This is a genomic window from Sphingosinicella xenopeptidilytica (genome assembly GCF_042676985.1).
Lineage (GTDB): Bacteria > Pseudomonadota > Alphaproteobacteria > Sphingomonadales > Sphingomonadaceae > Sphingosinicella > Sphingosinicella xenopeptidilytica.
Map to the genome: position 1 here is coordinate 272,327 of NZ_JBHTIK010000005.1, position 25,195 is coordinate 297,521.

The window sequence follows — 25,195 nt, forward strand, 5'->3', positions numbered from 1 at the left end:
ATGGTGAGAATCGACGCCGCTATCCGGGCGGCGACGCCGATTGTCCGCTCCGCGCAAGACCGCCGTGCGATTGACGGAGGGAAGCGCTCTTCAATAAGCTGCGACGTCCGCGTGGAGGGCGCGGATCGACATCGCCGAAAGACCGCCGATGACAGCGTCACCTGATCCGGGGCTGCTCGCGTTGTGCGAGATGAGCCCGCTCGCCGCCCATAGCCGCTTCGCTTCCACCGACCGGGACGAGGTGCAATCGCACGTGGCTGACGTGTTCTGCGGGCACAGCCTAAGTGTGTTGAACCGCGCGCAGCCGCTGGACGCCGAACTGGATCACATCCGCCTCGGCGGCGTCGCGCTCGCGATCATGCGCTACGGCGCCGACGTGATCGTCGAGCCCGGCGTGCTTCAGGACTTCTACCTCGTGCAGATTCCCATGCGCGGGAAGGCGCGCATCAGCTTCGGGCGCGACGACGCGGTGATCGTGCCCGGGCGCGCCTCGGTGCAGCATCCCGCCGCGCCGCTCCGGATGCACTGGGACGCGGCCTGCACAAAGGTCGTGCTGCGCTACGACCGGGTGCGCTTCGAGCGCTTCGTGGAGGGCTGCATCGGTCGCCCGCAGCGCGAGCCGCTGTACCTGCGCCCGGAGATGGACCTTTCGGGTATCGCGGGCCAGATGCTGCTCGACCAGATCAAATCGGGCCTGCGTTGCGCGAGCCAGCTTGGCGGCGCGGCGCTGCCGCCGCTGCTCGCCGCGCACCTCGAAAATAGCCTGATGAGCACGCTGCTGTTCACGCAGCCGCACGACCGCTCCGAGGAGTTCGCAGGCGCCATCGACGGCACCGAACCACGCCTCGTCACGCGCGTGCGCGACTATCTCGCCGCCCACGCCGACGAGCCGATCGACATGGCGATGCTGGCCGAGGTCGCGGGCGCGCCGGTGCGGACGATCTACCACCAGTTCAAGCGCACGCTCGGCATCGCGCCGCTCCAGCTGCTGCGCGACATCCGCATGGACCGCGTGCGGCGCGACCTGATGGAGGGCGGCGCCGACGCCAACGTCACGCGCATCGCGCTCGGCTGGGGCTTCGAACACCTCGGCCGCTTCGCCGCGCAGTACCGCGAGCGCTTCGGCGAAACCCCGCGAGACACGCTGCGCCGCCATCGCACCGGCCGGATGAACTGACGCTCACAGCGCCGCTTGCACGCACCGGATAGTCATTGCCGCCAGGGGATTGTGGGCGGCACCCATGTTTCTAGTCTTTCCCCATCGGCCAATTCGGGATGTCGGGAGGGACTATGGCGAGGATCGCGATCGTGGGCGCGGGGCAGGGCGGGTTGCACCTTGCGATCGGGCTGCTGCACGGCGGCCACGAGGTGACGGTGCTGTCCAACCGCACGGGTCAGCAGATCGCGGACGGCACCGTCACGTCGAGCCAGTCAATGTACGGCATGGCGCTGGCGCTCGAACGCGAACTCGGCATCGATTTCTGGGAGCACGGCAGCCCGCAGTACGGCGCCGCCTCGATGTGGATCGGTGACGGCGAGGGCAGCCGGATGCTGCGCTGGGAAGGCGCCATGGACGTTCCGGGCCAGTCGATCGACCAGCGCGTGAAGATGCCGCGCTGGATGGCGCATTTCGAGGTGCTGGGCGGCACGCTGCGTTACGAAGATGCCGACATCGAAACGCTGGAGGCGCTCACGCTGGCGCACGACCTCGTCGTCGTCGCGTCCGGCAAGGGCGCCATCGGGCAACTGTTCGCGCGCGATCCGTCGCGCTCGCCCTACACGCGGCCGATGCGCGTGCTGGCGCTCACTTACGTGAAGCCGATGCTGCCGCGCGAAGGCGGCCCGGCGATCAGCATCAACATCAATCCCGGCATCGGCGAGTTCGTGACCTTCCCGGGCCTGACGCTGTGCGGCGCGTGCGACATCTTCACGATCGAGTGCGTACCCGGCGGCCCGATGGATTGCTGGGAGGACGTACGCACCCCCGCCGATCATCTGGCGGTAAGCGAGCGCCTGCTGCGCACCTATTTCCCCGAGGAGGCGAAGCGCATCGACGGCAAGCTCGAACTCACCGACGAAGGTGGCGTGCTGCGCGGCCGGGTGACGCCGACGGTGAAGCATCCGGTCGGCCGCCTGCCGAGCGGGCGCGTCGTGCTCGGCCTCGGCGATGTGCTAGTGCTCAACGATCCCATCACGGGGCAGGGATCGAACAACGCGTCGAAGGGCGCGAAGATCTATCTCGATGCGATCAATGCCCATGCGGGGGCGTTCGATGCGGAATGGATGGCGACGGTGTTCGAGCGCTATTGGGACTATGCGCGCTGGGCAGTCGCCTACACCAACATGACGCTGGGGCCGCCGCCCGAGCACATGCTGCGCATCTTGAAGACCGCGGAATCCGACGCCGATCTCGCCCACAAGATGGCGAACAGCTTCAACGATCCGAAATCGATTTCGCCCTGGTACTTCGATGCCGCGGCGGCGAACGATTTCCTCGCCGCGCGCGCCTGCGCCGCGGCCTGAATCTCATTCGAAAAAACAAGAAACAAATATCAACACCAGAGGGGGTGACTTATGACGAAATCGCGATATCCGCTTGCCTGTTTTCTGCTTGCCACCACAGCCTTCATCGAACCCGCGTTCGCGCAGGACGCGCCCGATGCCGGAAGCGACTCCGTGCTTGGTGAAGCCATCGTCGTCACCGCGCGCAAGCGCGAGGAATCGCTGCAGGAAACGCCGATCTCGATCACCGCGTTCAGCGGGCGCGGCCTTGAAGCGCGTGGCATCCAGACCACCGAGGGCATCGCCCAGATCACGCCCAACCTGACGCTGCAGAACAACCCGGCGTTCAGTGGCGCGAGCAACAGCGCGACGATCTACATTCGCGGCGTCGGCCAACAGGATTTCGTGCCGACGGTTGAACCCGGCGTCGGCGTCTATGTCGACGGCGTGTATGTCGCGCGCTCGATCGGCTCGATCCTCGATCTCGTCGATTTCGAACGCATCGAAGTGCTGCGCGGCCCGCAGGGTACGCTGTTCGGGCGAAACACGATCGGCGGCGCGATCTCGGTGACGACAAAGGCGCCGGGGCAGGAATTCGAGGCATCGGGATCGGCGACTTATGGCACCGACGATCTCTTCGTGCTCAAGGGCTCGCTCAACCTGCCGCTTGGCCCGCGCGCGGCGCTGCGCGCATCGGTCGGCTGGTTCAATCAGGACGGCTATGTGACGCGGACGTTCGACGACAAGAAGCTCGGCGATTCCGATCGTCTCGCCGGACGCGTCGCACTGCGCCTCGAACCTGTCGACGGCTGGACCGCCGACCTCGCCTTCGACGGCACGACGGCGCGCGAGAATGGCCCGGCGATCAGCCTCATCGGCATCAACTACGGCCGCACGATCGATCCCGCCACGCCGCCGTTCGCCGACATCAGCAACATCATCGCAAACGTGATGAGCGGCGGCGGCATGGTGCCCTGCGCGACCGCCGCGGCGCCGATCAACCTTGCCGTCGCGGGATGCTACGACAACCGCTATGTGCTCGGCCCCGATTCCAATGCGGGGACGGCACCAGCCTATTCGCGTTCCGACGTGTGGGGCCTCAGCCTCACCAACAGCTTCGAGCTTTCGGACAACCTCGATCTCAAGTCGATCACCGCATACCGCCACCTCAGCGGCAGCTTCGCGCGTGACGGCGATGGTTCGCCCGCCGTGGTCGCCCAATTCTACGACCGGCTGAAGCAGAAGCAGTTCAGCCAGGAGATCCAGCTGCTCGGCAAGAATTTCGACGAGCGGCTGAACTGGATTCTCGGCGCCTATTATTTCAAGGAAAGCGGCGTCAACACCAACCGGCTGCTATTCACGGTTTCCGAGTTCCAGTCGGGCGGCGATTTCAAGAACGAGAGCCTCGCCTTCTTCGGGCAGGGCACGCTGAAGATCGGCGAGCGGTTCAGCCTGACCGCGGGCCTGCGCTACACCGAGGACGAGAAATCCTTCCACCCCGACCAGTTCATCATCGAGAACCGCGCCGCGTTCCTCGGGGCGCCGTTCGACAGCCCGATCTTCGCCGAAGGCACGCGCGTGCTGCCCGATGTGAACGCCAAGGTGAAGTTCAGCGAGATCACGCCGATGGTGAACCTCTCCTACGACGTGACGGACGGACTGATGACCTATGCGACGTGGTCGCGCGGGTTCAAGTCGGGCGGTTTCAGCCAGCGCGTGTTCCCGCCGATCATTCCCGGCGTGACGACGCCGATCACCGATCCCGTCGCGGCGATTCCGTCCTTCTCGCCCGAGAAGGTCGACGCTTACGAACTCGGCGTGAAGTTCCAGACGCCGGACCGTGCGCTGACGCTCAACGCCTCGGCGTTCTACACCGATTACAAGGACATGCAGGTGCAGGTGTTCACCAGCGTGGCGCCGGTGTTCCAGAACGCGGCGAGCGCGACGATCAAGGGCTTCGAGCTTGAAATGCAGGCGCGGCCGCTCGCCGGGCTGACCATCGAGGGAACGGCGGGCCTCACCGACGCCTCCTACGACAGCATCGATCAGACGACGACGTTCATCGACCCGAAAAACGCCTTCGAGCGCGTCTCGAAGTGGACGCTGTCGGCGGCGCTCACCTACGAGCACGAACTGGCGGGCGGATCGACGCTGCGGCCGCGTGTCGATTGGTCGTGGCGCAGCCGCTTCTACAACAACACGTTCAACACGCCGGAGATCGCCCAGAGCGGCTATCACCTCGTGAACGCCAGCCTCGGCTGGACGTCGGCGGACGAGCGCTTCGGCCTGCAGGCCGGGGTGAAGAACATCGCCGACAAGCGCTATCTGGTCTCGGGCATCACCGTAGACGCGATCCAGGCGTTCGAGGGCGTCTACAACCGGGGCCGCGAATGGTCGCTGACCGCGAGCGTTCGCTACTGAGCACCGGTTGATTGGCAAAAATGAGAACCGCGCTTTGCCTTGGCCCCCCGTTCGGGGCTAAGGCCAGCCGGGTATTGGGCATTACTAGGGACAGGGCATGTCTGAGAATCTGGTCGCGATCTTCCTTGGCCGGCAGGCGGCATTCGGCGAGAAGCCGGCGATCGTGTGGCGTGATGCGCCGCTGATCGACTTCGCGGGGCTGCCGGCGATGGTCGGGCGCTACCGCGCGGCGCTTACCGCGCTCGGCGTGAAACGCGGCGACCGGGTGATGGTGAAGACCGAGAATTCACCGTCGTTCGTCTACACCTATCTCGCCGTGCTCGCGTCGGGCGCGATCTTTGTGCCGATGAACGCGGCCTACACCGCCGCCGAGGTGGCGCTGCTGATCGAGGATGCGGAGCCTGCGCTTCTCGTCCACGCCGCCGCGACTCCGGTGCCCGGCGAGGACGTGGCGCCGGTGAAACGCGTGACGCTGGAGCCCGATGGATCGGGATCGCTGCCCGACCTCGCGCTGTCGCTGGCGCCGGACCTCTCGATCGAACCGGTTGCGTCCAGCGATCTCGCCGCGATCCTGTTCACCTCGGGCACCACGGGGCGGCCGAAGGGCGCGATGCTGAGCCACGGCAATCTTTCGAGCAACGTCGCGGCGCTGCACGAGGCGTGGCATTTCTCGTCCGCTGATTCGATCCTGCACGCGCTGCCGCTGTTCCACGCGCACGGGCTGTTCGTGGCGCTGCACCTTGCGCTCTACAACGCGGCGACGCTGGTGATGCTGCCCAAGTTCAACGCTGCCGACGTGCTCGCGCGGCTGGGGCAGGTGAGCGTGTTCATGGGCGTGCCGACCTTCTACGCGCGCCTGCTGGCGGAGCCCGCATTCGGCCGTGACGTCTGCGGCACGATCCGGCTGTTCGTCAGCGGTTCGGCACCGCTGCTGCCGTCCGTGTTCGAGGCGTTCGAGGCACGCACCGGCCATCGCATCCTCGAACGCTACGGCATGACCGAGGCGCTGATGATCACCTCCAACGCCTACGCGCAGGAGGGGCGCATCGCGGGCACCGTCGGCTATCCTCTGCCGGGCGTGTCGCTGAATGTCGTCGATGCCGACAGGAAGCCGCTCCCGGCGGGCGAGGTCGGCGAGATCGAGATCAAGGGGCCGAACCTCTGCGCCGGTTACTGGCGCCGCCCCGAGGCGACGGCGGAGAGCTTTTACGCGGACGGCTTCTTCCGCACTGGTGATACCGGCCGAAAGGACGCGGACGGGCGCGTGACGATCGTCGGGCGTTCCAAGGACCTCATCATCTCGGGCGGGTTCAACGTCTATCCGGCCGAGGTCGAAATCCTGCTCGCCGAGGTGGCGGGCGTCGTAGACGTCGCGGTGTTCGGCGTGCCGCATCCCGATTTCGGCGAGGCGGTCGTGGCTGCGGTGACGGTGGATGGGGCGAACTTCGATGTCGCCGCGCTCGAAGCAGCGGCCGCCGCGAACCTCGCACGCTTCAAGCAGCCGAAGGCGATCCACGTGCTTCCCGAGTTGCCGCGCAACGCCATGGGCAAGGTCGTGAAGACCGAGCTGCGCAAGCGCTACGGCGACAGCTTCACCGTTCAGTAGACGGAGGGTACGCCCGAGAGCACGTCGTCGGCCGGGTTTTCCGGCGGCATGTACGTGCGCTTGCTGTGGCTGAGGCCGAGATCGAGCAGCATCTCGCACTGCTTGTAGGCGACGAGGCCCGGATTGAGCACGGGCACGTCCAGCCGCTCGCTGAGGTAGCGGTGCGACTGGTGCATGGTGGTGGAGCCGAGCACGATGACGTCGGCGCCGTCCTCGTCGATCGCCTTGCGGCATTGGGCTTCGAGCAGCGCGAACACCGAGTCTTCCTTGCCGGAGAGAAGCTCCTGCGTGTCCGGCCGGACGCCGATGTCGCGCACCGAGGCGAGGCGATCACCGAGCCCGGTTTCGAGCGCGAGCTTGTCGTAGATCCAGCGCCAGCGCGGCCACATGGTGACGACCGAGAAGCGCTTGCCGAGATCGGCGGCGAGGTGGAACGACGCGCGGCCCGGACCCGTGACCGGGATGCTCAGCCGCGAGCGCAGCGCCGCGAGGCCGGAATCGCTCATGCTGTTGAGGCAGATCGCGGCATAGCCTTCCTGTTCGGCGCAGATGCCCGCCTCGAGGCAGAAGGCGTCGGCGAGCGTCGCTTCGAACTGCGAATCGAGGCAGGTGGTGCCGGCGCGGATGCCGGTGAAATCGACTGCGATTCCCGGCCGCACGAGGCCCGGCGGCATCTGTTCGGCGAAGCCCGCGACAGCCTCCGGCGGCAGCGGAACGGGCACGATGATCTTGATGCGGATGTCCGTCACGCGGCGGTTCCTTCTTTAGGCTTCAGTGCGCGCGGCGCGCGGTGGACGCGGCAGGATAGAGCTTGAGGCTGATCTCGCGGGCGTGCTCGGCGAGCGCCTGCGCGATGTCCGGAAGGTCCGCAGGCGCGAACACTGAGGCGGGCGCGGAGGTCGAAAGCGCGGCGACCACCTTGCCGTTCCGCCCCGTGATCGGCACGGCGACGCAGCGCAGGTCGTCGAAAATCTCGCAGTCGTCGATCGCATAGCCCTGGCGCCGGACCTGTTCGAGTTCGCGTGCGAGCTGCGCGGCCTCCGTGATCGTGTTGACGGTAAGCGGCACGAACGGGCCTTCCGCGATGTAGGCGCTGCGTTCCGGGCACGGCAGCGCCGAGAGCAGCACCTTGCCGAGGCCCGAGCAATAGGCTTCGAGCTGGCTGCCGATCTGCGTCGGCATCCGATGCGACTTGCGCGCCATCTTGGCGATGTACGTGACCATATAGTCGTCGTCGAGCATACCGACATGCGCCGTGTGACCCAGCGTCTGGATGATCCGGCGCAGTGCGGGCTCGGCGGCAGCGGCAAGGAGCTTGTCGGGCGCTGCCGTTCGCGCGAGGTCGACGAGGCCCATGCCGAGGCGGTATTCGCCGGGCGCGGTGTGCACGATCACGCCCAGCGTTTCGAGCGTCGCGAGCAGGCGGTGCGCGGTCGCTACCGAAAGCCCGCACTCCGCCGCCATCGACGGCAGGCTCTGGCAGCCGCCGTTCAGCGCCAGCTGCGATAGCAACGAGAATGCCCTGTCCACAGACTGAATCCGGGGTGTCGCCACTGCTCCCATCCCTCCCTTGCTCCATCGCGAAGTGTGATTCGCACCGCTCTGCGAACCCCCGCGAATCCGTCCCACCGTTTTTTAAAGATTTAAGCGAAAATATATCGAATGTCGATTGAACTTCGATGTAACGTAAATCCGTACTTTGCGAACCCACGGTTTTCCGCGTATCTCAGATAATGAGAGCCAGGCCGTCAGGCGCTTTGACAGCCTGCCCGGCCCCGCACATCCTCATCATCAGGACCGAAGCCGCCGATAAAACGGGCGGTCGGGACAGGGAGCAGTCGGCTGAGATTGGAAGGTCTCGGGGCCGGCACATGTGGTGGGAATGAGGAGGGGGACGGAATGAAAAGCATATCGATGTTTCGGGCCGGTGTCGCGTTTGCGGCGCTCGCCCTGCCGCTCGGTACGGCCGCCGCGCAGGATGCGCAGCCGGAAGCGCCGGAAACCTTTGGTGAAATCGTCGTGACCGCGCAGCGCCGCGCGCAGTCGCTTCAGGATGTCGGCATCTCGGTCGCCGCCTTTGCCGGCGAGGAGCTGAAATCGCTCGGCGTCGAATCCAGCCTCGAGATCGCCCGGCTCACGCCCGGCGTGCACATCTCGGGCAATGTCGGCGGCCAGAACAGCCAGTTCACGATCCGCGGCGTCACGCAGAACGATTTCAACGACGCTATAGAGGCGCCGGTCGCCGTGTATGTCGACGATGGCTACATCCCCAACCTTCAGGGCCAGACCTTCGGCCTGTTCGATCTTGAACGCGTCGAGGTTCTGAAAGGCCCGCAGGGCACGCTCTTCGGGCGCAACGCCACGGGCGGTCTCGTCCACTACGTGATCAAGAAGCCCTCGGACACGCTCGAAGGTTCGATCGACGGTACCTACGGGCGCTTCAATCAGGTCCGCGTCGAGGCCGCGATCGGCGGGCCGCTTTCCGAAACGGTGAGCGCACGCGTGTCGGTGTTCTACAACCGGCACGACGAAATCTGGAAAAACATCTATCCGTCGGGCGCCGCCGCAGGCGCACCGCTCAACCTCGGTCAGGAAGTCTCGCCCTGCTGCGAGGGCGAGTGGAACGACGACACGCTCGCGGGCCGCGCGCAGCTCCAGTTCAAGAGCGACCGCTTGACCGTTCGCCTCGTCGGCGCGGCTGCCCGTCAGCATCTCTCAACCGGGCCTTACACGCAGGCCGCGACGGTGCCGGTTGTCGACTCTCTCGGCCGCGTCATCAACGCGATCTACGCGGGCCCGAACGAAACGCGCGTCGGCATCGATCACAACGGTAACAATTACACGGCTTTCGCCGGCGCACCGGCGACGCGCCTGCCCGGTGCAGACTGGTTCGGCTTCATCGCCCCCGATCCTTCGAAGCGTCTTGTTTCCAAGGACTTCGCGCAGTCCGATCTCAACCGCACCGAAAGCTGGAACGGCGCGCTGCACCTCGATTATGAATTCGACGGCGCGACGCTCGTTTCGATCAGCGACTACAAGAAGTTCACCAAGAACTTCAGCATGGACGTCGAAGCCTCGCCGCTCAGCCTCGTCGAATACGGCACCAAGGCGGATACACGCAGCTTCACGCAGGAAATCCGCCTGACCGGCAGCAGCGACACGCTCGACTGGACGGTGGGCGCCTACTACCTCGATATCGATGCGAAGTCCTCGAACGGCTTCCTCGCGCCCGCTTACTCGATCTATTCGAGCCTGCTCGGCGCGACGACGACCGGCATCGATCTCGTCAACACGTTCCGGCTGAAGACGCAGTCCGGATCGATCTTCGGTCAGGTCGAATACAAGTTTGCGCCGCAGTGGACGTTCATCGTCGGCGGCCGCCTGATCCGCGAGCATCAGGAGTATGATTTCGCCTCGAACGGCATCGTCGACGAAGACCCATACCGGATCGACACGGGTACGATCCTGTTCCCGCTGCAGCCCTCGTTCGCCGACAAGCGCACCAAGACGCTGTGGGCGGGCAAGGCGCAGATCGAATTCCGCCCGAACGACGATCTGCTGCTCTACGCGGGCATCAACCGCGGCGTGAAGGGCGGCAGCTACAACGCCAAGCTGCCCGACGGCACGCCGCCGCTCGACCCGAGCGACATCCCGTACAAGCCCGAAGTGCTGCTGTCGTACGAAGGCGGCTTCAAGTCGACGCTGATGGACGGGCGAGCGACGTTCAACGGTTCGGTCTATTACTACGATTATTCGAACTACCAGGCGTTCACCTTCTCGAACGTGTCGGGCTTCGTTCAGAACCGCGACGGGCGCACGTACGGCGCCGAGGCTGACGTTGCGCTCAGGCCCACGCCCGGCCTTGAGATCGGTCTTGCCGCATCGGTGTTCAACGCGCGGGTGAAGAACGTGCAGATCGCACCGGGCGTGTTCGAAACCGTGCGGCCGACGTTCGCGCCGCAAACCCAGCTTTCGGGCCGGATCAGCTATGAACTGCCGACCGACGTGTTCGGCGGCGCGCTCACCATCGGTGTCGACGGCAATTATTCGTCGAGCTTCTACCACAACATCCGCAACTTCGATGCGAACAAGATCAATGGCTATGCACTGTTCAACGCCCGGGTCAGCTGGACGGATGCAAGCGAGGCGTATCGCATCTCTGCGTTCGTGAACAACTTCACCAACAAGACATACAAAACGGTGGGTTACGATCTCTCGACGCTCTGCGGCTGCACCGAGGAGTCCTATGGGCGCCCGCGCTGGTGGGGACTGAGCATGGGTTACAGCTTCCGCTGAGGTCCGGTTTCCGGGGGCGGGCAGGGAGACCGCCTGCCCCCGGAAAGCCGCGGTCCAGCGGTTTTTTTGTACCCATTAAATTGAAAGTCTATTGATTTTTTATTGTGAATCGAGTGATCATGAATCGGCCGTTGCGGTGGATGCGGATCACGTCATGCGGAGGGATACGGTGGCTTCAATTCATATCGACCTGCTTGGAACGGAAACCCGGTTCGTGGACACGGGCCGTTTCCGCACGCGCATCATCACGGTCGAAAACGACAAGCCGCCGCTCATCCTCCTGCACGGCGGCGGCGGCCACGCGGAAACCTATTCGCGCAACATGATGCGGCTTGCCGAATATTGCCGTCCGATCGCGATGGATTTCATCTGGCACGGCATGTCGTCGGCGCCCGCGTTCTCGGACAAGGCACCGAACGAAGACGGCAACTGGCTCGACCAGTTCACCGCGCAGGTGCTCGATCTGATGGATCATCTCGGCATCGAGAAGGCGGCCATCGAAGGGGAATCGCTCGGCGGCTGGATTGCGTATGACATGGCCGTCAATCACCCGGAGCGGACCTCGAAGGTCATCCTCAACACCACGTGGGGAATGAGCCTCGATCCCACGAAGGTGCACGAAGGTGATGCCGATCTCGATGCGCTGCGCGAAACCTCGGTGAATGCGCTGCTCAATCCCACGCGCGAATTGCTGCGCAAGCGTCTCGAATGGCTGATGCCGCTCGGCGGCGTTACCGAAGAGCTCGTCGATCTGCGCATGGCGCTGTGGTCGATCCCGCAAACGCGCGATGCGCTCATCGAATATTACAAGCGGCTGTTCGCGCCGAACATCGGCGAATTCTATTTCACTGAGGACGAGATACGGCGGATCATCTGCCCGACGCTCGTGCTCTGGACCGACAAGAACCCGATCCACGGGGAAGACGCGGCCGATCGGCTCGCGGAGATCATTCCGGGCGCACAGAAGCACATCATGCGGGGCTGCGCGCACTGGCCGCAATGGGAGCGGCCCGAGGAACACGATGCGGTGGTGGGAGCCTTCATGCAGGCGTGAGCATGAACTCAATTCCGAGGGAGACGACACGATGAACGAAGCAACACCGATCCGCCGCCGCCAGACCGTGCGGCTGAACGAGATCAGCGACAAGCGCATGAACGACCAGAAGCTGCAGGGGCAGTATCAGCCCTACAAGGATGCGGCCTGGGGTTTCATCAACCACTGGTATCCGGCGCTGTTCAGCGAGGAACTGCCCGAAGAGGGTGTGGAAGGTATCCAGATCTGCGGCATCCCGATCGTGTTGCGCCGCGTCGACGGCAAAATCTATGCGCTGAAGGATCAGTGCGTGCACCGCGGCGTTCGGCTGTCAGCAAAGCCGATGTGCCTCACCAAGAAGAGCATCAGCTGCTGGTATCACGGTTTCACGTTCGATCTTGAATCGGGCAGGTTGACGACGATCATCGCGAACCCTGGCGACAAGCTCATCGGCAATACCGGGATCACCACCTATCCGGTGGAAGAGAAGGGCGGGATGATCTTCGTCTTCGTGCGCGAAGACGATTTTCCCAATGAAGATGTGCCGCCGCTGGCATCCGACCTGCCGGTGCGCTTCCCCGACAGCAGCGAGCGTTTCCCGCATCCGCTGTGGCCCGCGTCGCCGAGCATTCTCGATGAGGATGCCGTGGCGCTCGGCATCCACCGCACGGGGGAGACCAACTGGCGGATCGCGTGCGAGAACGGTTTCGATAACGCGCACATCCTCGTCCACAAGGACAACACCATCGTGCAGGCGATGAACTGGGTGCTGCCGCTCGGCCTGCTGCCGACGTCGGACGACGCCATCACGCTGATCGAGGACGAAAACGGCCCCAAGGGCCTGATGCAGTGGCTGTTCACCGACAAGTGGGCGCCGGTTCTTGAGAACGAGGAACTGGGTCTGAAGGTGGAAGGCGTCAACGGCCGCTTCTATCGCACGTCGGTGGTTCTGCCGGGCTGCCTGATGGTCGAAAACTGGCCCGAGGAGCACGTCGTTCAATACGAATGGTACGTGCCGATCACGGACGACCTCTACGAATATTGGGAAGTGCTCGTGAAGGTGTGCCGCACCGACGAGGAACGGACGAAATTCAAGTATCGCTTTGACCGCGTCTACGTGCCGCTCTGCCTCAACGGTTTCAACGACTGCGATCTCTACGCCCGCGAGGCGATGGAGGAATTCTACGCGGACGGCACCGGCTGGGACGATGAGCAGCTCGTCGCGACGGACGTTTCGCCCGTCACGTGGCGCAAGCTCGCCTCGCGCTGGAATCGCGGCATCGCGAAGCCGGGACGCGGCGTCACCAACGCCACGAAGACGTCGAGCATCCGTATGCGCCGGCTCGCGGAAGGCAAGAAGCCCAGCTACTTCGTGGAAAAGATCGAAGACTGATGACGGACGGTCCGTTCCAGGTCGAGATCGCGTTCAGCGACGGCGTCGAACATCGGCTCGAGGTCGCCCCCGGCGAAACCGTGCTCGATGCCGCGCTGAAGGCGGACCTACCGGTGCTCTACCAGTGCCGGTCGGGAAGCTGCTCGAGCTGCCTCGCCAGCCTCACGGCGGGCGAGGCGGACACTCGGGCGGGGGCAAGCTCGACGCTGCTCGCCTCCGAACGGGCCGAAGGGTTTCGGCTGCTGTGCGTCACCGAACCGCACGGCAACTGCCGCTTCGAACTTGGCTACGATAGCGAGGCCGGGGCCTCGCGTCCCGTGGAGGGCCACGCCTTCGTCAACGCGGTCGAGCGCGTCGCGGCGGACGTGGTGCGGCTGGAACTGGAACTCGCCGAAGGCTGCTGGTTCGATTTCCGGCCCGGCCAGTTCGTGCAGGTCAAGGTGCCCGGCACCGATGCGATGCGCAGCTATTCGATGTCGAGCACGCCCGGCGACCTTCCGAAGATCGAGCTGCTGATCCGCATCCTGCCCGGCGGCGTGATGTCCGAATGGCTGACGCAGCGCGCGGCGCCGGACGACGTGGTGGAGATCTCGGGACCCTACGGCCATTTCTTCCTGCGGGAGAAGGTGCGCGCGCCGCATATCATGATCGCGGGCGGCACCGGCCTTGCGCCGATGATGTCGATGATCGACAGCCTGCGCGGCGTACCCGGCCGCAAGCCGCAGATGCTGCTCAGTTTCGGCTGCCAGTCGGCTGAAGGGCTGTTCCATCTCGATGCGCTCGATCTACGCCGTCACTGGTTGCCGACGCTCGATCTCCGCATCTCGGTGGAGCGTGGCAGCGGACCCGAAGGCGTGCGGATCGGCAATCCGGTTGCGGCGATCGGCACGGGAGAGCCGATCGATCCCGCGAGTGTTGCTTATCTGTGCGGCCCGCCGGGCATGATCGACGCGGCGCGGAGGCATCTGGAGGGGCTTGGCCTCGCGGCCGAGAATATTTTCGCGGAACAGTTCACCGCCAGCGGCACCTGAACGCGGCAAGGGAGGGAACCATGGGAGTTTCAGCACTCGGTTACGTCACGCTCGAGGTCAGCGATATGGATGCCTGGCTGAAGATCGCGACGAACGTCCTGGGGATGCAGACGACGCGTCGCCCGGATGGCGCCGTCGACCTGCGCATCGATGATTTCCACCACCGCTTCACGCTCTATCCCTCTGCCACGGACCGGCTGCACAGCCTTGGCTGGGAAATGGCGTCGCCCGAAGATCTGCTCGCGCTTGTCGAGAAACTGCGTGGTCTCGGTTTCACTGTGGACGAGATGGATGCGGCGACGCGCGCCGATCGCAAGGTGATCTCGGGTTATCGTTTCCACGAGCCGCTGCTGAATGCGGAGACGGAATTGTTCTTCGGCCCCCTCGCGCACAATCTTGCCTTCGTGCCGACGCGCGGCATTTCAGGATACAACACGCGCGGCCTCGGTCTCGGCCACGTCGTGTTCCACGTCGCCGATACCGATGCGACGGTTGCCTTCTACCGTGATGTGCTCGGTTTCAGCCTTTCGGACTACATCGGCTGGGACGGCATCGAAGCGATCTTCCTGCACTGCAATCCGCGCCACCATACGCTGGCGATCATGAACTGCTTCAACGGCATCCAGCCGGGTGCGCTCAACCACATCATGATCGAGGCGCTGAGCTACGACGACGTCGGCTACGCCTACGATATCGTGCGCGACAGCGGCGTGCCGCTGTTCATGGAAATGGGCAAGCACAGCAACGATCACATGCAATCCTTCTACATCCGCACACCTTCGGGTTTCTGCATCGAATACGGTTACGGCGGCCGGCTGATCGGCCCCGATTGGGAAGTGCGCAACTACGATCAGCCGATGCTGTTCGGGCACCGGATGGTCGGCTGAGCGGATGACGGACCTAACCGATCTCCCTGCGCTCTCCGCCTCCGAAGCCGCCGCCCGCATCCGCACCGGATCACTCGGATCGGAAGAACTCGTCCGCGTCTGCCTAGACCGCATCACCGCCCGCGAACCCGTGGTCCATGCCTGGGCATGGCTCGATCCCGACGCCGCCCTCGCCGCCGCCCGCGCCTGCGACGCAGAGGCCCCGCGCGGCCCGCTGCACGGTGTGCCCCTCGGCCTCAAGGATGTCATCGACACCGCCGACATGCCGACCGAATTCGGCTCCGAAGCATTCGCCGGGCATCTCCCCGCCCGCGACGCAGCCTGCGTCGCGGCCCTGCGCGCGGCGGGCGCCGTCATCATGGGCAAGCTCGTCACCGCCGAGTTCGCGACTTACCGGCCCGGCCCCACGGCGAACCCCCTAAACCCTGATCACACGCCCGGCGGCTCGTCGAGCGGATCGGCGGCGGCGGTGGCAGACTTCCATGTGCCGCTCGCACTCGGCACGCAGACCGCGGGATCGGTGATCCGCCCGGCGAGCTTCTGCGGCATCCACGGCTTCAAGCCGACGTTCGGCCGCTATTCGAACGACGGCGTCCTCGCGACCGCGCACCGGCTCGACACACTCGGCAGCTTCGCGCGGACGGTGGAGGACTTGCTGCTCCTCGACGCCGTGCTCGGCGATGCCGCCGATGTGCCCACGCCGACACCCGTCGTGGGCCTCTACCGCAGCGAGGCGTGGGAGGAGGCGAGCCCCGCCATGCAGGATGCGCTGGAGGAGACCGCCGCGCGGCTTCGGGCCGCGGGTTACGACGTGATCGACATCGCCGCGGCGGAGCCGTTCGCGAAGCTCGCCGAGGCGCAGGCGATCATCCACAAGCGCGAGGCGTGGCTGTGCCTCGGTGAAATCCGCCGCACGCACGCCGCCAAGGTCAGCCAGCTGTTCCGCGATTTCATCGACGAAGGCGAGCGGATCGGTGCGGAGGCCTACGCCGGGGCGTGCGCGGTGCAGGACGCGGGCAAGGCGGAGGAGGCGGTGCTGTTCGGCGGGGCCGACGTGCTGTTGACCCCCGGCGCGCCCGGCATCGCGCCCGAAGGCCTGTCGGCGACAGGCAACCCGCGCTTCAACCGCGCGTGGACGGCGCTCGGCACGCCTTGCCTCGGCTTTCCCGGCGGCAGCGAGGCCGGGTTGCCGCTCGGGCTGCAATTCGTCGGGCGGAGCGGCAGCGACCGCGCGCTGCTGCGGCAAGGCGCGGCGATGCTCGCGGCGCTGGCATAACGAAGGAGCGATCAGTCATGGAACCCACCGTCAGGATCCCCTTCTCGGCGCAGCAGCAGGCCTGGTACGAGGCGGCGTGCGCTCGGCTCGATGCCGGGCGGCTGAAGCAGCTGCTGTTCGACCTCACCAACATCCACAGCCCCACCGGCGCGACGCGCGCGGCGAGCGAATTCGTGGCGGCGCGGCTGGGCGCGGCGGGACTGCGCTCCGCCTACAAGCCGATGAGCGAGCGCACCGGCAATGTGCTCGCCGAGCGGCGCGGCAGCGGCGGCGGCGCGACGCTGCTGCTCTACGCGCCGATCGATACGCATCTGGAGGGCGACGAAAGCGATTTTCCGTGGGCGGGGCCCGAGCAATACGCTGACCTGAGGCCCGAGGCGAAGATGGTGGGGGACTGGGTCTATGGGCTCGGCTCTTCGAACCCGAAGGCGATGGTCTCGACGCTCGTCGAGATCGCGACCGCGCTCATTGAGGCGGACGTGCCGATCGTGGGCGACCTCAACGTGGGGTTCGCCGATGGCGGCATGCCGGTGAACATCGCCGCGCGCGACAACGCCGGCATGTCGAACGGCGTGTTCCACCTGCTCAATCGCGGCATGGCGCCCGATTTCGCGATCATCATGAAACCGTGGAACTGGGTGTATCACGAGGAGCCGGGCATGGGCTGGTTCCGCATCGACGTGAAGGGCACGCTCGGCTACGCGGGCGTTCCGCGCGGGCTGCCGGCGTTCCGTAGTTCCGTGGTGCCGGCGGTGACGGTGATCCAGAAGCTGGAGGCGTGGCTGATCGACTATGCCGAGCGCAACACCTCCGGCGTCGTGAAGCCCTATGGCTGGATCGCGGGCGTGCGCGGCGGCTGGCCGGAGCGGCCGGCATTCCCGAGCGCGACGACGCAGATATTCCTCGACGTGCGCATCAACCCGCGCACGACGCCCGCCGAGGTGAAGAGCCAGTTCGCGGCGTTCATCGCGGACCTGCGCGCGGCGCATCCCGATCTCGACCTCGATTGGGAGATGTACGGCTCCACGCCCGGCGGCACGACGGATGCGTCCAACTGGATCATCCAGTCGGCGCGGCGCGGCTGGGAGACGATCGAGAACGCGCCCTACCGCGATCCTGATCTGCTCGGCGGGCAGACCGACGGCGCGGCGCTGCGGCGCCTCGGCGTGCCCACGGCGCGCATCGGTTGGCCCTGGCCGGCGACGGGCTCGCCCGAGCCGATCGCCGAGGGGCTGGGCGGCATGGGCGCGACCTACGTGCCCGATCTGATGCCCTGCGCGCGGAAGATCATGTACGCGGTGATCGACACGCTGACGCGGAGCCGCGGCGAGATGGGCCTCTAGGACCGATCCACCTCCACCACCAGCTTGCCGAAGTGTTTCCCGGTAGGCAGTTCGGCGAACGCGGAGACGGCGTCTTCGAAGGCGAAGCGGCGGTCGATGACGGGTTTCAGGCCCGCCGCATCCACGGCGGCGGCGAGCGCGCGGAAATCCGCGCGGTGGCCGACGGTGATGCCCGACAATGTGACGTGGCGGAACAGGATCGGCGGCACCGGCACCGGGGCGACGAGGCCGGAGAGCACGCCGACGACGCTGATCCGCCCGCCGACGCGAACCGAGCCGAGCGACTGCGCCAGCGTGTCCTGCCCGCCGACCTCGACGACGATGTCGGCGCCCTTGCCGCCGGTGGCGTCGAGGACGGCGGCGGACCATTCGGGCGTCTCGCGGTAGTTGATCCCGACATCGGCGCCGAGCGCCTTCGCGCGTTCGAGCTTCGCGTCGCTGCCCGACAGCAGGATGACGCGCGCGTGCGACAGCTTCGCGAGCTGCAGCGCGAAGATCGCGACGCCGCCGGTGCCCTGCACCAGCACCGTCTGTCCCGGCCGCAGCCCGCCTTCGGTATAGAGCGCCGTCCACGCCGTGAGCGCCGCGCACGGCAGCGTGGCGGCCTCGGCGAAGTCGAGCGTGGCGGGTTTCAGGACGAGGCCGCTGGCGGGTACCAGCGCATATTCGGCGAGCATCCCGTCGAGGTTGCAGCCGAGCGAGGTGCGGTTGTTCTCGTCGGCGGGGCCGCTTTCCCAGAAGGGGTAGAAGCAGCCCATCACCGCTTCGCCCGCCACGAAGCCGGAGACGCCGGGTCCCACCGCCTCGATGATGCCGGCGCCGTCGGAAAAGGGCACGACACCCGGCTTGTTCGGATAGTGGCCGGCGAGGATGCCGAGATCGCGGGCGTTGATCGCCGCGGCCTTCACGCGCACCAGCACCTCGCCGTGACCGGGCGTGGGCACCGGCGCCGCGTTCAGCTTCAGCGCGTTGATGCCGACGCCAGCGAGCTGCCAGCGCCTCATGCTGCGCGCTCCTCCTCGAGGAAATTCTCGACGAGCTGCCGGAAGCGGCGGCCGTGCTCGATCATCGTCCAGTGGCCGCAGCGCGAGATGCTGTGGAACTGCGAATTGATGAGGTGCTGGTGGAGGTTCCACGAGACCTTGGGATCGACCACGCGGTCGTCGCGGCCGTGGATGAGCAGCACCTCGTTTGTGATGCCCTGCAGCGCCGCGATGGGCAGCGTCTGCGCATCGAGCCAGCGCTGGTAGGGCGGAGGGAACACGCGCTCGAAGGCCTCCTGCGCGCCTTCGCGCAAGGTGGCGCGGTAACGCATCTCGACCAGCTCGTCGGTGATGAGGCCCTGATTATACGCCATCACGCTCATCGCCTGCCGCATGGCCTCGGGCGAGGGCTTGTAGCCCCACAGCGAGGCCAGCTCGGCGCCGACCGCGAGCGGCCAGCCGCCGGGACCCATCAGCACCAGCCGGCCGGTGCGCTCGGGCTGGCGGTGCGCCATCCACAGCGCCACGGCGCCGCCGAAACTGTTGCCGACGATGTGGGCGCGCGCGATGCCGAGCGCGTCCATCACGCCGAATACCTGATCGACCCAGCTGTCCATGAAGCGGAAGGTGAAGCCGTCCGGCGTTTCTGTGTAGCCGAAGCCGACGAGATCGGGCGCAAGCACGCGCCACGACTTCGCAAGCTCGGGGATGAGGCCGCGCCAGTTCGCCCAGCCGGACACGCCCGCGCCGGAGCCGTGCAGCAGGATCACCGCGTCGCCTTCGCCCTGATCGTGGCAGTTGGTGCGATAGCCGCAGGTCGGCAGCATGGTGCCGAGTTCGGGATTGTCCGTCATGTCGTTCCTCCTGTCTTCACGGGAGGAGGGGGCGTCGAAACAGGCCAGAGGTTCAGCGTGCACGACGCCCGCGAAGGCGGGATCAGGGCGTGCTGAACGTGGCCGCGCTGCGGGCCATCTCCTCGTAGATGCCGGTGAGCACGCCGAGAAGCTGGGTCATCTCGGCAATGCGTTCGTCGATGTTCGAAATCGTGCCGATCGCCTTCAGCAGCAGATCGCTGCGGATATCGGCGTATTCGTCCGTCATCCGCTTGCCCGCCTCGGTGACGCTGTAGGAGAAGATCTTACCGGCCTTTTCCTTGGTCTTGCGGATCAGCTTCGCGGATTCGAGCTTGCGCAGGCTGTACTGGATGTTGGGGATATCATCCCGGTTGATCATCCGCGCGATGGTGGCGCTGCTCTTCGGGCGGTTCTGCATGCGGATGACATGCAGGATCAGATGCTCCGAGAACTTGATGTCGGCATCGGTGAGCACCGAACCCGTCGTCGTCACCCAGCGCGAAAAGGCCTCGTAGAAGCGGATGATCGACCATTCGAACTCGGTGACGCGGTATTCGCCATCGGTCTTGGCCAAATGCCAGTTTTGATAGAATTTCGATTCCATGCGCTTTTCCTGCCTGACCACCGAACTGACAGGCCGGGTTAACGGAGCCACGCTCACAAGGAAAGAGCTTCGGGAAGTGGCGCGAAGGCCGGGGAAAGCGCGAAGCCCGCGCCGGGGGCCACGGGTTCGAGCCCGAGCGACTGTAGCATGACACGCGCGGTGCAGGCCGCGGCGGACACGACGGGTAGGCCGATGGCGTCCTCCGCGCGCGAAAGCGCGTCCAGCGAGGGCATCTGCACGCAGGCCGACAGCACCACAGCTTCGGCGCCGGTGACGTCGAGGCGTTTCAGGTCTTCGAGCAGCAGCAGCGGATCGCGGCGGCCGACCTCCAGATTGTCGGCGATCTCGAGCGCGATCGTATCGACGACGCGGACGCCTTCATGCTCGATATATTCGGCGACGAGATTGGTGAGCGGCCGCAGATAGGGCGTGATGATCGCCGCGCGGCGCACGTGCATCTCGCCCAGCACCTGAACGAGCGCACCGGCGCTGGTGACGATGGGGCAGGGCGCACCGGCCTCGCGCACCGCCGCGCCGAGCCGCGCCTCGCTGGTACGGTGATAGCCGAGCCCCGACGACATGATGGCGACGAGGCAGGCGTAGCCCATCACGTCGACCTCCGCGTCGGCCAGTTCCTCGGCGCAGCGCACGCTCTGCGCGTCCATCGCGGCAAGCTCGTCGCGGGTGACGCGCTTCATCCGCATGCGCGAGGAATGGAAGCTGAACCGCTCCGGCCGGATACCCTCGCGCGCGCGCAGCATCGCCGGAATCTCGGTCTCCATCGTGGTGTTGGAGCTCGGTACGATCTGGCCGATACGAAAGAGACGCGCCATGGATGCCCTTACGCGGCGGGAGTGCCGTTCCCGTGCATAGGGGAAGCCGTGTGGGGGCTGCAAACCGCGCTCGGCCGGGGTCTATCACATCGTGATAAACTGCCCGCCGATGGACAAATGGGCAGTCCGAAGAGGGTCAGTTCTGCGCGAGGATGCAGGGCATCAGCGCCATGCGGCCGCGCGCGAAGCGGAAGCCGTGCTGCGGCGATGTCTGGCGCTCCAGCGTCATGCGTCCGTTCGTGTAGGTTTCGGCCGCGACCGTTTCACCCGCAAGCCGCGGGAGCATGGTGGCGCTGCCGTCATCAAGCACCACCTCGGCTTGCCCATCCACAAGCCGCACGCGCAGCTGCTCCGGGCCGCAACGCATCACGATGTGTGAGGGAACGGGCATCGGCGGGGCAATACCTCCCGTGGCCGTGTTTTCGGCGCCGCCGCTCTCCCATGCTCCAGTGCTGGCGAAGCGAAGCGCGCGGCCGTCGCTGCTCGTCACCGTCAGTCTGCCGTCCGCGCCTACCGACGCCGTAGTCGCCGTCTCCAGCACGGCGCGGAAGGTTGCTTCCTGTGCCATGACCGCCTCGGGACACGCCATCTTGGTACCGATCATCGGTGGGTGCACCGTGAACGCAGTGCCGTTCAGCGCATAGCGCGCTGAAAAATTGTTGCAGCCCGAACGCCCACCGATGCGCCCGTCAACGCCCATCTTCAGCTGAAACCGCGCGCCAGGCGCGGGGGCCGCTCCCACCAGCGTTTCCAGTTCCCACATCGCAGGGACGATGGGCGGGGTCGCAGCGGGGGGCGAAGCTGGTCCCCCTGCATCCTGCCCCGATGTCTCCGCCGTACACCCCGCCGCCATCAGAGCCGTCACGATCCAAAGGCCACACTTCATCACGGCTCTCCTTCCACAGCGCTCCGCGCATGTCACAGCTGACCGGCGGCAGAATAGCCATTTTCGGAAGGTCGAGGGAGACTGCATTTGCATTGAGGACTGGACGAACCCCCGCGATGGGCGCTAAGGCGCTCCCCCAGCGATGCGGAGCGGTGGCCGAGTGGTCGAAGGCGCTCGCCTGGAAAGTGAGTATACGGCAAAACCGTATCGAGGGTTCGAATCCCTCCCGCTCCGCCACGAACCCCTCCTTAAGGGGTTCGCAGAAATCGATCGAGATTGCCGATTGTTTCCCGAAATCAAACGCTTGACGGATCAAGTCGTTCGGAGGCCTCCAACTATTTAACGATAACCGTCACTTCGATGCGGACAATACCAGGTGGCCCGGAGCGACCTCCGTCACTTCCACGCCCGTCATGATGTGCAGTGCCTCCACGAAGCCTTCGACTTCGCCGGCCTTGAAGTAGCCCGCTATGGGCATGGCGCGAAGTTCATCGCCGCGAACTTCGATGTCGACGTCCGAATAGCGGCCGACCTCATCCACAACATCCGAAAGCGGTTCCCCCGCGAAGGCGAGCATTCCAACGCGCCACGATAGCTTTCGATCGATCTCGTTAGGTGTCACATGCTCCAGAATTTCAACGTGTTCGGCAGAAAAGACTGCGCTCTGGCCTGCTGTCAGTTCCATGACCGTGCGGGCCGGTGAGCTGGCGCTTTGCGTTCCGGCGCGCGGTTTCGCTGCGGAGAGGGCCACGCGCCCTTCAGAGACCATGACGTCGAGCTTATTGGCCTTGTTGAGGCGCACAGAGAAAGCCGTTCCCACCGCCCTCACGATACCGTTTCCGGCATAGACGGAGAACGGCCTCGATCTGTCGTGCGCGACTTCGAAAAACGCTTCTCCGCGCAGGAGCTTTACGCGCCGCTCCGTTTCCGTGAATTCTGTGGCGATCCGGCTGTCCGTATTCAGGGTCAGCTTAGAACCATCCGGCAAGGTGACAATTTCCTGCCCTCCCACTTTCGTCTGATAGTCTGCCGCGAAGCGGGGAGAGCGGGTTTCAAGAACATCGCGATTGATAAGCGCACCGATGGCCACCACGGCCAGCAGAACCGCAGCCAGTGCCGGCAATGCCACCGCCACGCGGCGCAGGAACGGCTGCTTCATGGGCACGTCTTCTGCCGCGTTATAGGCGTTCAGGTCTTCCAGCCTGTCGAGGCCATCCCAGAGCCCGGAAAAGCGTTCGAAGGCATCATGATTTTGTTCGCTTTCGCCTCGCCACCGGGCGAACGCCGCGTGGTCTGCCGGCGTCATCTCACCGCCTTCAAGGCGCGCCGCCCATTCGGCAGCTTCTGCCTCGCTCTTCTTCGGATCAGGAAGAAGATAGATGTTCCCCGCGTCAGTCATTGGCTTTGCGCGCAATTTCGGTTCCGGCAGCCTTCATTTCCACGATCGCGCCTGTGCTTGCCTTGCGCAGGGCGCCTCCGCTGAATTCCGCCGGGTCATAGCCTTGATTGCGGAGGTAGGCGTTGCACGCGATCAAGGCCGCCGCTACGCGCTTTTCAACCGTGCTGACCGAGACATCCAGTTTCGCTGCAATCTGCTTGAACTTCAGTTTATCAACCTTGCACATCCAGAGCGCTTGCCGCAGTTCCGGTTTCAGGCTGGCAATGGCCTGACACAGGACGAACAATTTCATGCGCCCATCGACCTGTTCCTCGACTGTGCCATGACGCTCGTCGACGAGAGCTTCGGACCCTTTTGAATCCTCGAAGAATTCCGTCGTGCTGTTTTCCTTCTTGGTCGCCTCGCTGATCGCCAGGTTTTTTGCAACGCGGATGAGGAAGGCCTTGAGGTTTCCGATGTCTTGCTTTTCGCTGGCAACAAAGGTGCGCAGGAAGACCTCCTGCACGAGGTCGTCGACATCGTCGCCCCGGCGGCGATACCGGGAGACGACGCGCCGAAGCGTCACCTCGCACTCGATAAACGTGTTCAGCAAACTCGACATCGATGCTTTCCGAAGCGGCCGAGGGTGCTCGGCGATGCGGACGCTAGCACGTAGCGGCATGGCAGGCCAGAATCCATCATGCTGCCTCGGTTTTCTTTACCGCTGCCATTCGGATTCTAGGCCCCCATGCTCGCTTCGTAAACGCGCATCCAGTTCTCGCCCATCACCTTGTCGATGTCGGGCTTGCTCCAGCCACGCCGCTCCATCTCGGAGCGGACGGTCGGCAGCTTTGAAATGTCTTCGAAGCCCTGTGCGTATTGGATCGGGTCCTGAAGATAGGTCATTTCCGGCGGAAATGCGAAGGACTCCTCCGGATTGATGGAAGACGTCGCGCCGGTCGTGAAATCGCCGCCAATGCCGATGTGGTCTACGCCGACGAGCCTCTTCAGATAGTCGAGTTCGTCCACATAACGCTTGATGTCTGCGCGGCGTTGCGGCTCCTTGCGTTTGCCGACATCATCGCGGCCCCAGCTCATGAAGGGATCGATCGCGCTGACGCCGAAAAGGCCGCCGGTCTTCGCGATGCCTTCAATCACCCGGTCCGATGTGTTGCGCGGATTGGCGTTGAGCGCGGCGATGTTCGAATGCGTGCACACGACCGGCCGCTCCGCCATCGCAATGATGTCGAGGCTGGACTGCTCGCCGGTGTGGCCACCGACATCGACCAATATGCCGAGCGACTGCATCTGCGAGACGATGGCCCGCCCGGCCTTGGTGAGCCCGATATGCGGATCGAGGCAGCCGCCGGCGAAGGCGTTGGTCAGGTTGTAGATCAGGCCGCAAACGCGAAGGCCGAGATCGTGGAAAAGTCGCATCGTTGTCTTTGGCGGTTTGGACCACCAGTCGCTTTCGCCCTTCATGACGAAGAGGTCGGCTTCCTGCCAGCCGATGGTAAGGGAAATCTTGCCCTCGCGCTTGATGCGCCTGATATCGGCGGCCGATTTGGCGATTTCGACTTGCGCTGCGTTCCGGGCCACGAACTCGAGCAGCTGCGACATCTGGAGGAGCGTCGGCAACATGCTGACGTTCCAGCAATCGACGCCGCCCTTTCGAAGCAGTTCAAGATATTCGGTGGTCGGCGCAGCCGGGCTGCATCCATCCACGACGATCGGACCAACTGCGGAAGGCTCGTCCGCAACGGCGCGGCCTGCGGTCGTACTTGCCGCGGCGGCAAGAAGGCTTCCTCCCGTCAGCTTCATCAGCCCGCGTCGGTTCATTTCGGATCCCATCAGAAAGCCTCCCTGTCC

21 protein-coding genes and 1 tRNA gene are annotated in these 25,195 nt (G+C 65.2%); 12 read left to right on the top strand and 10 right to left on the bottom strand.

Annotated elements, in window-relative coordinates:
* Nucleotides 1-148 precede the first annotated feature (148 nt).
* From ACFQ00_RS09380 to ACFQ00_RS09395, 4 genes are all read left to right on the top strand, one after another.
* A complete protein-coding gene (locus ACFQ00_RS09380) occupies nucleotides 149-1,177 on the top strand; it encodes an AraC family transcriptional regulator (RefSeq protein WP_381489427.1) in 1,029 nt (342 codons plus the stop codon).
* A 113-nt stretch (nucleotides 1,178-1,290) separates the two neighbouring features.
* Nucleotides 1,291-2,523 carry a styrene monooxygenase/indole monooxygenase family protein gene (locus tag ACFQ00_RS09385; protein WP_381489430.1) on the top strand — a complete coding sequence of 411 codons (1,233 nt, stop codon included), beginning with the start codon at nucleotides 1,291-1,293 and terminating at the stop codon, nucleotides 2,521-2,523.
* 51 nt (nucleotides 2,524-2,574) lie between these two features.
* Nucleotides 2,575-4,923 carry a TonB-dependent receptor gene (locus ACFQ00_RS09390; RefSeq protein ID WP_381489433.1) on the top strand — a complete coding sequence of 783 codons (2,349 nt, stop codon included), beginning with the start codon at nucleotides 2,575-2,577 and terminating at the stop codon, nucleotides 4,921-4,923.
* A gap of 97 nt (nucleotides 4,924-5,020) precedes the next feature.
* Complete coding sequence (locus ACFQ00_RS09395) at nucleotides 5,021-6,529, top strand: AMP-binding protein (protein WP_381489436.1); 1,509 nt, start codon at nucleotides 5,021-5,023, stop codon at nucleotides 6,527-6,529.
* Here ACFQ00_RS09395 and ACFQ00_RS09400 read toward each other — a convergent pair.
* Both ACFQ00_RS09400 and ACFQ00_RS09405 read right to left on the bottom strand, forming a co-directional pair.
* Nucleotides 6,523-7,278, bottom strand: a complete 756-nt coding sequence (locus ACFQ00_RS09400) for an aspartate/glutamate racemase family protein (protein WP_381489438.1) — start codon at nucleotides 7,276-7,278, stop codon at nucleotides 6,523-6,525. The two genes, ACFQ00_RS09395 and ACFQ00_RS09400, sit on opposite strands and share 7 nt — an antisense overlap.
* A 22-nt stretch (nucleotides 7,279-7,300) precedes the next feature.
* A complete protein-coding gene (locus ACFQ00_RS09405; protein ID WP_381489441.1) occupies nucleotides 7,301-8,083 on the bottom strand; it encodes an IclR family transcriptional regulator in 783 nt (260 codons plus the stop codon).
* A gap of 345 nt (nucleotides 8,084-8,428) precedes the next feature.
* On the opposite strand from ACFQ00_RS09405, the gene ACFQ00_RS09410 reads away from it, so the two are divergent.
* The 7 genes from ACFQ00_RS09410 (at nucleotide 8,429) to ACFQ00_RS09440 (ending at nucleotide 17,788) form a co-directional block, all read left to right on the top strand.
* A complete protein-coding gene (locus tag ACFQ00_RS09410) occupies nucleotides 8,429-10,825 on the top strand; it encodes a TonB-dependent receptor (RefSeq protein ID WP_381489443.1) in 2,397 nt (798 codons plus the stop codon).
* Between the two features lie 169 nt (nucleotides 10,826-10,994).
* The gene (locus tag ACFQ00_RS09415; protein WP_381489446.1) at nucleotides 10,995-11,879 is read left to right on the top strand and encodes an alpha/beta fold hydrolase; all 885 of its coding nucleotides are present in this window, start codon (nucleotides 10,995-10,997) and stop codon (nucleotides 11,877-11,879) included.
* Nucleotides 11,880-11,910: 31 nt separating this feature from the next.
* Nucleotides 11,911-13,251 (top strand): Rieske 2Fe-2S domain-containing protein, encoded by a 1,341-nt coding sequence (locus tag ACFQ00_RS09420; RefSeq protein ID WP_381489449.1) that lies wholly within the window; start codon nucleotides 11,911-11,913, stop codon nucleotides 13,249-13,251.
* Complete coding sequence (locus ACFQ00_RS09425) at nucleotides 13,251-14,282, top strand: FAD-binding oxidoreductase (RefSeq protein WP_381489452.1); 1,032 nt, start codon at nucleotides 13,251-13,253, stop codon at nucleotides 14,280-14,282. The genes ACFQ00_RS09420 and ACFQ00_RS09425 overlap by 1 nt, the downstream gene beginning before the upstream one ends.
* Nucleotides 14,283-14,302: 20 nt before the next feature.
* Nucleotides 14,303-15,169, top strand: a complete 867-nt coding sequence (locus tag ACFQ00_RS09430) for a VOC family protein (protein WP_381489454.1) — start codon at nucleotides 14,303-14,305, stop codon at nucleotides 15,167-15,169.
* 4 nt (nucleotides 15,170-15,173) lie between these two features.
* Complete coding sequence (locus ACFQ00_RS09435) at nucleotides 15,174-16,445, top strand: amidase (RefSeq protein WP_381489457.1); 1,272 nt, start codon at nucleotides 15,174-15,176, stop codon at nucleotides 16,443-16,445.
* A 17-nt stretch (nucleotides 16,446-16,462) separates the two neighbouring features.
* Nucleotides 16,463-17,788: a M20 family metallopeptidase gene (locus tag ACFQ00_RS09440; RefSeq protein WP_381489460.1), complete on the top strand. Its 1,326-nt coding sequence runs from the start codon at nucleotides 16,463-16,465 to the stop codon at nucleotides 17,786-17,788.
* Here ACFQ00_RS09440 and ACFQ00_RS09445 read toward each other — a convergent pair.
* From ACFQ00_RS09445 to ACFQ00_RS09465, 5 genes are all read right to left on the bottom strand, one after another.
* Nucleotides 17,785-18,792, bottom strand: coding sequence for a zinc-dependent alcohol dehydrogenase family protein (locus tag ACFQ00_RS09445; RefSeq protein WP_381489463.1), 1,008 nt, complete (start codon nucleotides 18,790-18,792; stop codon nucleotides 17,785-17,787). The genes ACFQ00_RS09440 and ACFQ00_RS09445 overlap by 4 nt on opposite strands.
* Complete coding sequence (locus ACFQ00_RS09450) at nucleotides 18,789-19,625, bottom strand: alpha/beta fold hydrolase (RefSeq protein WP_381489467.1); 837 nt, start codon at nucleotides 19,623-19,625, stop codon at nucleotides 18,789-18,791. The genes ACFQ00_RS09445 and ACFQ00_RS09450 overlap by 4 nt, the downstream gene beginning before the upstream one ends.
* An 82-nt stretch (nucleotides 19,626-19,707) precedes the next feature.
* Nucleotides 19,708-20,229, bottom strand: coding sequence for a winged helix DNA-binding protein (locus tag ACFQ00_RS09455; RefSeq protein ID WP_381489470.1), 522 nt, complete (start codon nucleotides 20,227-20,229; stop codon nucleotides 19,708-19,710).
* Nucleotides 20,230-20,282: 53 nt separating this feature from the next.
* Nucleotides 20,283-21,062: a maleate cis-trans isomerase family protein gene (locus tag ACFQ00_RS09460; protein WP_381489473.1), complete on the bottom strand. Its 780-nt coding sequence runs from the start codon at nucleotides 21,060-21,062 to the stop codon at nucleotides 20,283-20,285.
* 136 nt (nucleotides 21,063-21,198) lie between these two features.
* The gene (locus ACFQ00_RS09465; RefSeq protein WP_381489476.1) at nucleotides 21,199-21,948 is read right to left on the bottom strand and encodes an META domain-containing protein; all 750 of its coding nucleotides are present in this window, start codon (nucleotides 21,946-21,948) and stop codon (nucleotides 21,199-21,201) included.
* A gap of 146 nt (nucleotides 21,949-22,094) precedes the next feature.
* On the opposite strand from ACFQ00_RS09465, the gene ACFQ00_RS09470 reads away from it, so the two are divergent.
* Nucleotides 22,095-22,185 (top strand) — tRNA-Ser (locus ACFQ00_RS09470).
* Between the two features lie 115 nt (nucleotides 22,186-22,300).
* On the opposite strand, the gene ACFQ00_RS09475 is transcribed toward ACFQ00_RS09470, so the two are convergent.
* The 3 genes from ACFQ00_RS09475 to ACFQ00_RS09485 form a co-directional block, all read right to left on the bottom strand.
* Nucleotides 22,301-23,347, bottom strand: coding sequence for a FecR family protein (locus tag ACFQ00_RS09475; RefSeq protein WP_381489479.1), 1,047 nt, complete (start codon nucleotides 23,345-23,347; stop codon nucleotides 22,301-22,303).
* Nucleotides 23,340-23,948, bottom strand: coding sequence for an RNA polymerase sigma factor (locus ACFQ00_RS09480; protein ID WP_381489482.1), 609 nt, complete (start codon nucleotides 23,946-23,948; stop codon nucleotides 23,340-23,342). Before ACFQ00_RS09480 ends, ACFQ00_RS09475 begins: the two co-directional genes overlap by 8 nt.
* 116 nt (nucleotides 23,949-24,064) lie before the next feature.
* Nucleotides 24,065-25,177 carry a membrane dipeptidase gene (locus ACFQ00_RS09485; RefSeq protein WP_381489485.1) on the bottom strand — a complete coding sequence of 371 codons (1,113 nt, stop codon included), beginning with the start codon at nucleotides 25,175-25,177 and terminating at the stop codon, nucleotides 24,065-24,067.
* Nucleotides 25,178-25,195: the final 18 nt, after the last annotated feature.